Genomic DNA, 12,358 nt, shown 5'->3' with positions numbered 1-12,358 from the left:
GACCGTTCGAGCCATGACTCCGATATCCATCCGCCGGGCCGGCCAAGGCCTGGCGGCGCTGTGCGCCCTGTCACTGCTGACGGGCTGCGCGACCACCTCCGGCGTCGACGACGCCAATCCGGCGGACCCCTGGGAAGGCTTCAACCGCGGGGTGTTCGCCTTCAACGAGACGGTCGATCGCTATGCGCTCAAGCCGGTGGCCCAGGGCTATCGCTACGTGACGCCCGACCCGGTGCAGACCGGCGTCGGCAATTTCTTCTCGAACCTCGGCGAGATCGGCACCACGCTCAACAGCCTGCTGCAGGGCAAGCCGGGCAATGCCGGCATCGCCACCGGACGCTTCCTGATCAACTCCACCGCGGGCGTGCTCGGCATCTTCGACGTGGCGTCCCATATGGATCTGGTCGGGCGCGAGGAAGACTTCGGCCAGACCCTGGCCGCCTGGGGCGTGGGCTCGGGGCCCTATCTGGTGCTGCCGCTGCTGGGTCCGAGCACCGTACGCGATACCGCCGGCCTGCCGGTGGACTGGTACACCGACCCGCTGACCTATGTCGAAGAGGACAAGGTGCGCTACGGGCTGCGCGGTCTGGACGTGATCGACACTCGGGCCGGGCTGCTCGATCAGGAAAAGCTGATTCGCGGTGACCGCTACAGCTTCATCCGCGACAGCTGGCTGCAGCGTCGGCGCTTCGAGGTCAACGACGGCGAGATGGGCGCGGACCCCTTCGCCAGCGACGACTTCGATTTCGATGACGCCGACTTCGATGATGCCTTCGCCGAGTGAGGCCACGGGATGCCTGGAGTCAATGAGCTGGTCGGCCTGATCGACGTTGCCGGGGACGAGCGCGATGCCCTGGCCGAGATCATCGCCGGGGACGGCCTGGCGGTTGCCGCCGTGGAGCGCCTCGAGCAGCTGCCGGACGATACGGTGCTGGTGGTGGCGCACGCCCGGGCGGTGCCCCGCGAGGCCTGGCAGGCGCTGGCCGAGCGGCTGCCGACCCTGGTGGTCAGCGACGACCGTCAGGACAGCGATCTGCTGCAGGCGGTGGACGCCGGGCTGGTCGACTATGTGATCGAGCCGCGCCGCCACGGCCACCTGCTGCGGCGCATGATCCGTCGGGTGATCGATCTCAATCGTCTGGCTCAGGAGCGGGAGCACGACCGGGCGCGCCTGGCCGAGCTCAACGAGCGCCTGGAGACGCACCTGGCGATGCTGCGCCTCGATCAGCAGGCCGGCGGCCAGATCCAGCGCAAGCTGCTGCCGCCGCGCCCGCAGAGCATCAACGGCGTGAACGGCGATTACTGGCTGGTGCCGTCGCTGTATCTGTCCGGCGACTTCCTCGACTTCCAGCGCTTCGACGACCGCTACACCCTGTTCTACTTCGCCGATGTCTCGGGCCATGGGGCCTCGTCGGCCTTCGTCACGGTGCTGCTCAAGTCGCTCTCCCATCGCTGGCAGCACGAGTGGGACGGACAGCATCCGGAGCAGCTGGCGCCGCGCTGGCTGGCCGGGCTCAATCGCGAGCTGCTCGATACCGGCATCGGCAAGCACGCCACCCTGTTCGTCGGCGTGATTGACCGCGAGCGTCGCTATCTTCACTATTCGCTCGGCGCGCAGCTGCCGATGCCGCTGCTGGTGGCCGACGGCGAGGCGCGCTACCTGGAAGGGGAGGGCATGCCGGTGGGGCTGTTCCCGGACGTCGAGTATCCGCCGCTGGGCTGCGCGCTGCCGGCGAACTTCCGGCTGTGGCTGTGCTCCGACGGTATCCTCGAGTGCCTGCCTGGCGAGACCCTGGAGGCACGGCTCGAGGAGCTGCGCGCTCGCGCCGAGGCCAGCGAGTCGCTGGCGGCCCTGCGCCGGGGTCTTGCCCTGGGCGACGACATCGTCGACGCTGATAGCGAGGACGCCGATCGCGCCCCCTGTCAGGACGAACTTCCCGATGACCTGACGATCATGATGTTGAGCGGATTTGGCAATGATGATGCATGAAGGCCGCCTCAAGGCGGCGTTCGATTCCGGGGTGTTCGTGCTCAAGCTGTGCGGCGACGTTCGGCTGACGCTCTGCGCGACGCTCGACACCCAGGCCCAGCGCCTGGCCGAAACGCCCGGGCTGGAGGCGGTGATGGTGGACCTGCGCGAGGCCACCAACGTCGACTCCACGGCGCTCGGTTTCCTGGCCAAGGTGGCCATGGCGCTGCAGGGACGCCTGAAGCAGCCGCCCACCATCGTCGTCGACAACCCTGACGTGCGGCGCATGCTCGACGTGATGGGCTTCGCCCGCTACTTCACTCTGCTGGAGTCGCCGATCACCGAGCCCCACGAGCTGCGCGACCTGCCCGAGGTGCCCGCCGACGAGGAGGGCATGCGCGAGCGTATCCTCGAGGCGCACCGCATCCTGATGCACATGAACGACCATAACCGCGAGCAGTTCCAGCCGCTGGTCGAGATGCTCGAGGAGCAGAAGAGCCCCGCCGGCCGGGAGTGAGTTGCCGCTTCGGTGGGGCTCGATGCCAGACGCTGCGGAAGAAGGCAGGGCAAAATGAAAGAGGGGGAGACGCCGGCCGGCGTCTCCCCCTCTCGTCGTTTCAGGCGATCATGCGGGCGTCGCGGCCCGGCGTGATCAGCCCTGGCGCAGCTCGCCCAGCAGCGTCTCCAGCTTGCGCTGGTCGGCCATGAACTTGCGGATGCCCTCGGCCAGCTTCTCGGTGGCCATGGGATCCTCGTTCATCGCCCAGCGGAAGTCGGCCTCGGTCTGCGGTTCCGGCGCGCGGGTCTCGGCATCCAGCGGCGCGAGGCGACGCTCCAGCGTGCCCCGGGTCTCGGCCAGTTCGCCGAGCAGGGCCGGGGAGATGGTCAGCCGGTCGCAGCCGGCGAGGGCGGTGATCTCGCCGCTGTTGCGGAAGCTGGCGCCCATCACGATGGTCTCGTAGCCGTGGCCCTTGAAGTGCTCATAGATGCGCTTGACCGACTGCACGCCCGGGTCGCGGTCGCCGGCGAAGTCGGCCTCCGGGTCCTGGGCCTTGTGCCAGTCGAGGATGCGGCCGACGAAGGGCGACACCAGGGTCACGCCGGCATCGGCGCAGGCCCGGGCCTGGTCGACGTTGAACATCAGCGTCAGGTTGGTGTGGATGCCTTCGCGCTCCAGCACCTGGGCGGCGCGAATGCCTTCCCAGGTGGCGGCGAGCTTGATCAGGATCCGCGACGGGTCGACGCCGGCGCGCTGGTAGCGATCGATCAGCGAGCGAGCCTTGTCCAGCGATGCCTGGGTGTCGAAGGAGAGGCGCGCGCTGACTTCGGTGGACACGTAGCCCGGCACCAGGGCACTGATCTCGCTGCCGATCTCGACCGCCACGGCGTCCATGGCGTCGTCGATGTCGGTGGCCTGGCGGGCGATCTCCGCCAGGCGGGCGCGGCGGCCCTCCTGCTGGGCGGCCTGCAGGATCAGCGAGGGGTTGGTGGTCGCATCGGTGGGCTGGAAGCGACGAATCGCCTCGATGTCGCCGGTGTCGGCGACCACCGTGGTCATGCCTTTGAGTTGCGTCAGCAGGTCGTCTGCCATGGGTCCTGAGTCCTCCGTGTATCGGTCCTTCAACTCTAACAAGCGTGCCCGAGGGAAAACAGGCGCGTCCGACATCCACCAGTGAGGTGCGTTATCATTAGCGCCCTTTCGGCATTCTCGTAGGAGGTCGCTTGACCCTCAGCGCACGACGCGTGGCCCTGCTGGTGGCCACCAATACCGCCCTGGCGCCCTTCGCCATCGACGCCTATCTGCCGGCCATGCCGTCGCTGGCCGCATCGGTGGGCGCGAGCGTCCATCATACCCAGCTGTCGATCAGCCTGTTCCTGTTCGGCTTCGCCATCGGGCAGCTGGTCGGCGGGCCGATGTCCGACCGTCTGGGGCGTCGCCCGGTACTGCTCTCCGGGCTGGTGATCTTCCTGCTGGCCAGCCTGATGATCATGCGCGTCGACAGCCTCGGCGAGCTTCTGACCTGGCGCTTCGTTCAGGCCCTCGGCGGCGGCGCCTGCGTGGTCAACTCGGCGGCCATCGTGCGCGACTGCTTCAGCGGGCGCGAGGCGGCCAAGGTGATGTCGACCATGGCCATGATCCTGATGCTGGCGCCGCTGGTGGCCCCGGCGGTGGGCAGCGGGCTGTTCTACCTGGCCGACTGGTGGCTGATCTTCGCCTTCCTGGCGGCCTATGCGGCCTTCCTGCTGTGGCTGATGGGCACCCGCCTGCCGGAGACCCGGCCGGCCGATGCGCCGGTCGCCTCTGGGCGCCAGGTGCTGCGCAACTATGCCAGCGTGCTGCGCCATCGCGAGGCGATGGGCTATGTGCTGGCGGTGGCCTCGACCTTCTCCGGGATGTTCGCCTTCATCACCTCGTCGCCGTTTCTGTACATGAGCCATTACGGCATCTCGCCGGCGGTCTATCCGCTGGTGTTCGGCGCCAACGTGGTGGTCATGGCGCTGTCCAATCGCGTCAATATCCGTCTGCTGCGCCATCGCACCCCGCAGCAGAACATGCGCCTGGGACTCGGCGTGCAGTTCTGCGTGGCCGTCATGCTGGTGGCGCTGGTGGCCACCGGTCTCGATTCGCTGGTCACGGTGGTGCCGCTGATCATGCTGTTCATGGGCATGGTCGGGCTGATCACGCCCAACGCCATGGCCTCGCTGCTGGAGCATTTCAGCCACATGAGCGCGACGGCCACGGCGCTGCTGGGCTGCACCCAGTTCACCTGTGGTGCCCTGGCCGGGGTGGTGGTCAGCGCCATCGAGGTCGACAGCGCCTGGCCCATGGTGCTGACCATGCTGATGGTGTCGCTGCTCGGCAATCTGGCGCTGCGCGTGCTGGCGGGACGAGCCGCCCTGCACTGAGTGGACGCTTGACCGTCGCTCCGGCCCGCTCGGGCCGGAGCCCGATGGGCCCGCTCGCGGTGCCCTGTCTTCCTGCGACGACGAGGAATGTGGTTCGAGAGTTTGGATGTCATGAAGCTGTCATTTTCGTGGGGCATCGTGTGTGTCGCGAAAGGATGATCACTTCCCCGAACAGGAGCTCTCTCCATGAACCGCATCCTCAAGACCACCGCCATCGCTGCCGCCGTCATGGGCGTCGCCGGTGTCGCCCAGGCCCGCGACCAGCTGCGTATCGTCGGCTCCAGCACCGTCTATCCGTTTGCCAGCTACGTGGCCGAAGAGTTCGGCGCCACCACCGACTACCCGACGCCGGTCATCGAGTCCACGGGTTCTGGTGGCGGCCTGCGCCTGTTCTGCAACGGCGTCGGCGATGACACTCCGGACATCACCAACGCCTCGCGTCGCATGAAGCCCTCCGAGTTCGAGCGCTGCGCCGAGAACGGCGTGACCGACATCACCGAGGCCTTCATCGGCTATGACGGTATCGCCTTCGCCGAGTCCAGCGAGAACGATCCGATCAACCTGACGCGCAAGCAGCTGTTCCTGGCCCTGGCCGCCCAGGTGCCGGTCGACGGCAAGCTGGTCGACAATCCCTACACCAACTGGAGCGAGATCGATGCCTCGCTGCCGGATCGCGAGATCTCCGTCTACGGTCCGCCCACCACCTCCGGCACCCGCGACGCCTTCGAGGAGCTGGTGATGGAAGCCGCCTCCGAGGACATGGACGTCTACGGCGGTGAAGGCTATACCGACATCCGCGCCGACGGCGTCTACATCGAAGGCGGCGAGAACGACAACCTGCTCGTTCAGCGCCTGGCCGAGGACACCGACGCCTTCGGCATCTTCGGCTACTCCTTCCTGGAAGAGAACAGCGACAGCATCATCGGTGCCAGCATCGATGGCGTCGAGCCGACGCCGGAAGCCATCGGCAGCGGCGAGTATCCGGTGTCTCGCTCGCTGTACTTCTACCTGAAGAATCAGCACGCCGACGACGTGCCGGCGATGGATGCCTACGCCAAGATGTTCATGAGTGAGCAGATGATCAGCGACATGGGCTATCTGAAGGGCATCGGCCTGATCCCGGCGCCGCAGGACCTGCGCGCCGAGGCTCGCAGCGCCGTCGAGAGCCACGAGCCGCTCGAGCTGGCCGACCTCAAGTAACGAGGCCCGGTACTCGCGCTGCATCAGCCGGCAGCCTGGGGCTGCCGGCTGACATACGTTCCGCCGGGGGCAGAGCCCTGCCAGCCCCGCGGATCCATTCCGCCGAGAGACACCTATGCAGACCAATCAAATCCTCGCGCTGTTCTGCGGCACCCTGTTGGTGCTGGGTCTGATAGCCTTCTTCCTGGGGCGCGCCAAGGCCGCCCGGGTGCGTGCCGCCGGCGTGTCCATGCATGCGCAGCCGGACCAGTACGCCTGGTTCAGCGTGCTCTCCACCGCCGGTCCGGCGATCCTCGTCGGTGCCGTGGGCGCCTTCGTCATGCTGCTGCTGGGCGCCGAGATCCCGACGCTGTATCTGCTTGCCGCCAGCCTGGTCGTTGGCTGCGCCGGCCTGGCCATGGGCGTGTATCTGGTTCGCCCCGACTTCCATGCGCGCAAGGCCATCGAGAGCGTGATTCGCTTCTTCCTGGCCGGCGCCGCCCTGATCTCGATCTTCACCACCTTCGGGATCCTGATCTCCATCGTGGGAGAGGCCATCCGCTTCTTCCAGATGCAGAGCTTCTGGGACTTCATCACCGGCACCACCTGGAACCCGGGCGCGAGCTTCCTCGCCGCCGCCGGCCGGGCCGAGGAGGGCGCCAGCGCCGCCCAGTTCGGCTCGATCCCGCTGTTCGCCGGCACCTTCATGATCACCGCCCTGGCCATGCTGGTGGCGATTCCGGTGGGCCTGCTGTCGGCCATCTACATGGCCGAGTTCGCGCCGCAGAAGGTGCGCACCCTGGCCAAGCCGGTGCTCGAGGTGCTGGCCGGCATTCCCACCGTGGTCTACGGCTTCTTCGCCGCCATCACCGTGGCGCCGCTGATCGTCGACGCGGCCGGCTTCTTCGGCATCGATGCCTCGTTCAACAACGCCCTGGCGCCCGGCATCGTGATGGGCATCATGATCATTCCCTTCATCTCCTCGCTGTCCGACGACGTCATCAACTCGGTGCCGGACAGCATGCGCCAGGGCTCGCTGGCGCTGGGCATGACCAAGGGCGAGACCATCCGCGACGTGGTGGTGCCGGCGGCGCTGCCGGGCATCATTTCGGCCTCGCTGCTGGCGGTGTCCCGGGCGATGGGCGAGACCATGATCGTGGTCATGGCCGCCGGCATGCGGCCCAACCTCACGGCCAATCCGTTCGAGGACATGACCACGGTGACGGTGCGCATCGTCGCCGCCCTGACCGGTGACCAGGAGTTCGCCAGCGCCGAGACGCTCTCGGCCTTCGCCCTGGGCCTGGTGCTGTTCGTGGTCACCCTGTCGCTGAACCTGGTCTCGGTGATCATGATCCGCCGGTTCCGCGAGAAGTACCGGATCAACAACCTCTAACGCTGGGAGCTTTTTTCCGATGAGCCAATCCTTCGACGAGATCAGCGCCCAGCTCCGGCGTCGTCACCGCAAGTCCGCCCGCCTCAAGTGGGTGTCCATGGGCGCCCTGGGGCTGGCCGGCCTGTTCCTGGTGCTGTTCTTCGCCGACATGCTGGTCAAGGGTCTGCCGGCCTTCCAGCAGACCCAGATCCAGGTCCAGGTCGACTACAGCGAGCGCGCCGCCGAGCTGCCCCTGGCCGCCGTGCAGGAAGACGTGCGCCCGCTGGTCAGCCGCGGCTACCTGCGCCTGATTCCCGGGCGCATGGAAGACAATCCCGAGCTGCTCGGCACCAAGCGCATGGAATGGGTGCTGGCCGATGCCGAGGTCGACCAGTACCTCAAGGGGCACTACACCCGCCTGCATGACAAGGAGAAGGCGGTGGTCGACGAGCTGAAGGCCGAGGGCCGGGCAGAGCTGCGTTTCAACACCACCTTCTTCACCAGCGGCGATTCCAAGATGCCCGAGCTCGCCGGCATCGCCTCGGCGGCCATGGGCACGGTGATGACCCTGCTGGTGACGCTGGCGGTGGCCTTCCCGATCGGCGTGATGACAGCGGTGTACCTCGAGGAGTTCGCCCCGGACAACCGCTTTACCCAGCTGATCGAGATCAACATCAACAACCTGGCGGCGATTCCCTCGATCCTGTTCGGTCTGCTGGGCCTGGCGATCTTCATCAACTTCTTCGGCGTGCCGCGCTCCTCGCCGCTGGTCGGCGGCCTGACGCTGGCGCTGATGACCCTGCCGGTGATCATCATCGCCACCCGCACGGCGCTGCGCAGCGTACCGGACGCCATCCGCCACGCCGCCTTCGGCGTCGGCTGCTCGCGCTGGCAGGTGGTGCGCGACCACGTGCTGCCGCTGGCCCTGCCCGGCATCATGACCGGCTCGATCATCGGCCTGGCCCAGGCCATGGGCGAGACCGCGCCGCTGATCATCGTCGGCATGGTGGCCTTCATTCCCGACGTCACCGCTTCCTTCAGCGATGCGGCCACGGTGCTGCCGGCGCAGATCTTCACCTGGGCGGGCGAGCCCGAACGGGCCTTCATCGAGAAGACCTCCGGGGGCATCCTGGTGCTGCTGGCCGTGCTGATCACGCTCAACGCCACCGCCGTGGTGCTGCGCAAGAAATTCGAGCGTCGCTGGTAAATCCCGCGGCCAGACACAGGATATGCCAAGATGAACATTCAAATTTCCGAGCGGAAGATGGGCCCCATGAGCGGACACAGTGCCGGCGAGCCGGTGGTACGCAACGACAACGCCAATCACGAGCTGAGCGTGCGGGTGCGCGACCTCAACCTGTGGTATGGCCAGAATCAGGCGCTCAAGAACATCAACGTCGACGTCTTCCAGAAGAACGTCACGGCGCTGATCGGCCCGTCTGGCTGCGGCAAGTCGACCTTCCTGCGCTGCCTCAACCGCATGAACGACCTGATCCCCAACGTACGCCTCGAGGGCCTGATCTCGATGGACGGCCGCGACGTCAACGAGGCCAGGATGGACGAGGTGGCCCTGCGCCGCCGCGTGGGGATGGTGTTCCAGAAGCCGAATCCCTTCCCCAAGTCGATCTACGACAACGTCGCCTATGCGCCGCGCATGCACGACCTGGTGAGCCGCAAGGCCGACGTCGACGAGCTGGTGGAGCGCGCGCTGCGCGACGCCGGCCTGTGGGAAGAGGTCAAGGACAAGCTGCAGGAGCCCGGCACCTCGCTGTCCGGCGGCCAGCAGCAGCGCCTGTGCATCGCCCGGGCCATCGCGGTGCAACCCGAGGTCATCCTGATGGACGAGCCGACCTCGGCCCTGGACCCGATCTCCACGGCGACCATCGAGGACCTGATGGACAAGCTGAAGCAGCAGTTCACCATCATCACCGTGACCCACAACATGCAGCAGGCCGCGCGGGTCGCCGACTACACCGCCTTCTTCCACCTGGGCGAGCTGATCGAGTACAACGACACCCAGACCATGTTCTCCAACCCGGCCACCAAGAAGGCCGAGGACTACATCACCGGTCGCTACGGTTAAGCGCCGTGCTCGTGTGATGCTGCGACGGGGAGGCCACAGGCCTCCCCGTCGTCGTTTCGGGCCTGCATTCCGTGGTGTCACCGGATCGTCACGAGTGCCGGATATATATGGGTTTCCATATATACAGGGTGGCGTATATATTGAGTGCCATCACAGCGTCCGCGACCGGGAGAGCCCCCATGACCCTGACCCTCGGCATCAACGGCTTCGGCCGCATCGGACGCCTCGCGCTGCGTAGTCTGTGGCCGCGCGTCGAGGCCGGCGAGGTCGCCATCGCGCGTATCAACGACCCCGGCGGCGATGCCGCCACCTTCGCCCACCTGCTGGAGTTCGACTCGGTGCACGGGCACTGGTCGCCGGGGCAGGGCATCCAGGCGGATGACGGCGCCCTGATCATCGACGGTCGGCGGATTGCCTTCAGCGGCCACGACACCATCGCCGCCGCCGACTGGTCCGGCTGTGACGTGGCCCTCGAATGCTCCGGCCACATGACGTCCACCGACAGGCTTCAGGCCTATCTGGACCAGGGCGTGGGCCGGGTGGTGGTCAGCGCGCCGGTCAAGGAGGAGGGCGTGCTCAACGTGGTGATGGGCGTCAACGACGACGCCTTCGACCCCGCCCGGCATCGCATCGTCACCGCCGCGAGCTGCACCACCAACTGCCTGGCCCCGGTGGTCAAGGTGATCCTCGAGACCTTCGGCATCCGCCACGGCTCGATGACCACGGTGCATGACATCACCAACACCCAGGTGATCCTCGATGCCCCTAGCTCGCCACAGAAGCCGGACCTGCGCCGCTCGCGGGCCTGCGGCATGAGCCTGATCCCCACCACCACCGGCTCGGCCAGGGCGATCACCGCCATCTTCCCCGAGCTCGAGGGCAGGCTGAACGGCCACGCCGTGCGCGTGCCGCTGGCCAACGCCTCGCTGACCGACATGGTCTTCGAGCTCGAACGTGAGACCACGGTGGAGGCGGTCAACGCGGCGCTGAAGGCGGCGGCAGAGGGCGAACTGGCCGGCATCCTCGGCTACGAGGAGCGCCCGCTGGTCTCCATCGACTATCGCACCGACCCGCGCAGCGCCATCGTCGACGCGCCGTCCACCATGGTGGTCAACGGCACCCAGCTGAAGCTCTACGCCTGGTACGACAACGAGTGGGGCTACGCCAACCGCACCGCCGAGCTGGCGCTCAAGGTGGGGCGCGCATCGGCGGGCAGCGCGGGGTGAGTCGTGGCTGAATCGCTTGTCGCGCGCCTGCGGGGCCTGCCCTTCGAGATCCGCCAGTATCTGCTGATCACCGGCAACTACTGGGCCTTCACGCTGACCGACGGCGCGCTGCGCATGCTGGTGGTGCTGCACTTCCACCGGCTGGGCTACTCGCCGCTGGAGGTGGCGCTGCTGTTCCTGTTCTACGAGGCCTTCGGCGTGGTCACCAATCTGGTGGGCGGCTGGCTGGGGGCGCGCCTGGGGCTCAATCGCACCATGAACGTCGGGCTCGGCCTGCAGATCGTGGCGCTGGCCATGCTGATGGTGCCCGCCGCAGCGCTGAGCGTGCCCTGGGTGATGGCCGCCCAGGCGCTCTCCGGCATCGCCAAGGACCTCAACAAGATGAGCGCCAAGAGCGCGGTCAAGGTGCTGGTGCCGAAGGACGGCGCCAACGCCCAGGGCGCGCTCTATCGCTGGGTGGCGATCCTTACCGGCTCGAAGAACGCACTCAAGGGCGCGGGCTTCTTCCTCGGCGGGGCGCTGCTGACGCTGATCGGCTTCCGTGGTGCGGTGAGCGTCATGGCGGTTCTGCTCGCCGCCGTGCTGGCGCTCTCGCTGTGGCGGCTCAGGGCCGACCTGGGGCGCGGCAAGCGCAAGCCGACGTTCACCGAGGTGTTCTCGTCCTCCAGGGCGGTCAACGTGCTGTCGGCGGCCCGACTGTGCCTGTTCGCCGCCCGGGACGTGTGGTTCGTGGTGGCACTGCCGGTGTTCCTCTATGACCAGCACGGCTGGAGCCACTGGACGGTGGGCGGCCTGCTGGCCGTGTGGGTGATCGGCTACGGCGGGGTGCAGACCCAGGCGCCGCGGCTGACCGCGCGCCTCGGCGCGAGCCCGCGGGCCGTCACCGTGACGCTGGCGCTGCTGCTGGCCGGGCTGCCGGCGCTGCTGGCGCTGCTGCCGCTGGCCCAGGTGGGCTGGCTGGTGGCGGGGCTGCTGGCCTTCGGCGTGCTGTTCGCGGTCAACTCCAGCTGGCACAGCTATTTGATCGTGCGCTTCGCCCGGGCCGACGGCGTGTCCATGGACGTGGGTTTCTACTACATGGCCAATGCCATGGGCCGGCTGGCCGGCACGCTGCTCTCGGGCTGGCTCTACCAGGTCCAGGGGCTGGCCGCCTGCCTGTGGGTCTCGGCGGCGCTGGTGGCCGCCAGCGCGCTGATGGCCCTGGCGCTGCCCGGCGAATCCCGGTCGAGCGAACGGGGAGCGACGCCATGAGCGAGGCGCACGACGGCGCATTGCTGGCGCCGGTGATGTTCTTCAAGTGCCTGGCCGACGAAACCCGGCTGAGGCTGACGCTGCTGATCCGCCGCCAGGGCGAGCTCTGCGTGTGCGAGCTGAGCGGCGTGCTCGAGCTCTCCCAGCCCAAGATCTCGCGGCACCTGGCGCAGCTGCGCCGCGCCGGCCTGCTGGTCGGCCGCCGCGAGGGGCAGTGGGTCCACTACGCCATCGCCCCCGGGCTGCCCGGCTGGGTCGGCGCGACGCTCGAGGCCGCCGCCGAGGGTGAGGCCGACCGGCTCGCCGCCCTGGCCGCGCGGCTGGAAGGACTGGGCGAGGGGCCCGAGCGGCGCCGGGCGCTGTGCTGAGGG

At 67.8% G+C, this 12,358-nt stretch carries 12 protein-coding genes; 11 read left to right on the top strand and 1 reads right to left on the bottom strand.

The window, feature by feature from the left end:
* Positions 1-13: 13 nt before the first annotated feature.
* Genes MYL53_RS06080 through MYL53_RS06070 form a run of 3 tightly spaced genes read left to right on the top strand, consistent with a single transcriptional unit; the run spans position 14 to position 2,486 of the window.
* The gene (locus MYL53_RS06080; protein ID WP_247852738.1) at positions 14-784 is read left to right on the top strand and encodes an MlaA family lipoprotein; all 771 of its coding nucleotides are present in this window, start codon (positions 14-16) and stop codon (positions 782-784) included.
* 9 nt (positions 785-793) lie between these two features.
* Positions 794-1,990, top strand: a complete 1,197-nt coding sequence (locus MYL53_RS06075) for a PP2C family protein-serine/threonine phosphatase (protein WP_247852737.1) — start codon at positions 794-796, stop codon at positions 1,988-1,990.
* On the top strand, positions 1,977-2,486 hold the full coding sequence (locus MYL53_RS06070) for an STAS domain-containing protein (protein WP_247852736.1): 510 nt from the start codon (positions 1,977-1,979) through the stop codon (positions 2,484-2,486). The genes MYL53_RS06075 and MYL53_RS06070 overlap by 14 nt, the downstream gene beginning before the upstream one ends.
* Before the next feature lie 135 nt (positions 2,487-2,621).
* Here the strand turns inward: MYL53_RS06070 and tal are convergent, their stop codons facing one another.
* On the bottom strand, positions 2,622-3,560 hold the full coding sequence (gene tal, locus MYL53_RS06065) for a transaldolase (RefSeq protein ID WP_247852735.1): 939 nt from the start codon (positions 3,558-3,560) through the stop codon (positions 2,622-2,624).
* A gap of 131 nt (positions 3,561-3,691) precedes the next feature.
* Between tal and MYL53_RS06060 the strand changes: the two genes are divergently transcribed.
* The 8 genes from MYL53_RS06060 (at position 3,692) to MYL53_RS06025 (ending at position 12,355) form a co-directional block, all read left to right on the top strand.
* Complete coding sequence (locus MYL53_RS06060; RefSeq protein ID WP_247852734.1) at positions 3,692-4,876, top strand: Bcr/CflA family multidrug efflux MFS transporter; 1,185 nt, start codon at positions 3,692-3,694, stop codon at positions 4,874-4,876.
* 186 nt (positions 4,877-5,062) lie between these two features.
* Complete coding sequence (locus tag MYL53_RS06055; RefSeq protein ID WP_247852733.1) at positions 5,063-6,076, top strand: PstS family phosphate ABC transporter substrate-binding protein; 1,014 nt, start codon at positions 5,063-5,065, stop codon at positions 6,074-6,076.
* A gap of 115 nt (positions 6,077-6,191) precedes the next feature.
* A complete protein-coding gene (pstC, locus tag MYL53_RS06050; protein WP_247852732.1) occupies positions 6,192-7,448 on the top strand; it encodes a phosphate ABC transporter permease subunit PstC in 1,257 nt (418 codons plus the stop codon).
* Between the two features lie 19 nt (positions 7,449-7,467).
* Positions 7,468-8,634, top strand: coding sequence for a phosphate ABC transporter permease PstA (pstA, locus tag MYL53_RS06045; protein WP_247852731.1), 1,167 nt, complete (start codon positions 7,468-7,470; stop codon positions 8,632-8,634).
* A gap of 66 nt (positions 8,635-8,700) precedes the next feature.
* Positions 8,701-9,510, top strand: a complete 810-nt coding sequence (pstB, locus tag MYL53_RS06040) for a phosphate ABC transporter ATP-binding protein PstB (RefSeq protein WP_282103421.1) — start codon at positions 8,701-8,703, stop codon at positions 9,508-9,510.
* Positions 9,511-9,689: 179 nt separating this feature from the next.
* Positions 9,690-10,736, top strand: a complete 1,047-nt coding sequence (locus tag MYL53_RS06035; RefSeq protein ID WP_247852730.1) for an ArsJ-associated glyceraldehyde-3-phosphate dehydrogenase — start codon at positions 9,690-9,692, stop codon at positions 10,734-10,736.
* Between the two features lie 3 nt (positions 10,737-10,739).
* Positions 10,740-11,987 carry an organoarsenical effux MFS transporter ArsJ gene (arsJ, locus tag MYL53_RS06030; protein ID WP_247852729.1) on the top strand — a complete coding sequence of 416 codons (1,248 nt, stop codon included), beginning with the start codon at positions 10,740-10,742 and terminating at the stop codon, positions 11,985-11,987.
* On the top strand, positions 11,984-12,355 hold the full coding sequence (locus MYL53_RS06025; protein ID WP_247852728.1) for a metalloregulator ArsR/SmtB family transcription factor: 372 nt from the start codon (positions 11,984-11,986) through the stop codon (positions 12,353-12,355). The genes arsJ and MYL53_RS06025 overlap by 4 nt, the downstream gene beginning before the upstream one ends.
* Positions 12,356-12,358: the final 3 nt, after the last annotated feature.

Source organism: Halomonas getboli, from assembly GCF_023094245.1.
Lineage (GTDB): Bacteria > Pseudomonadota > Gammaproteobacteria > Pseudomonadales > Halomonadaceae > Halomonas > Halomonas getboli.
Note: the sequence above shows the minus strand (reverse complement) of the source record. Positions and strands in the feature narration are given on the sequence as shown.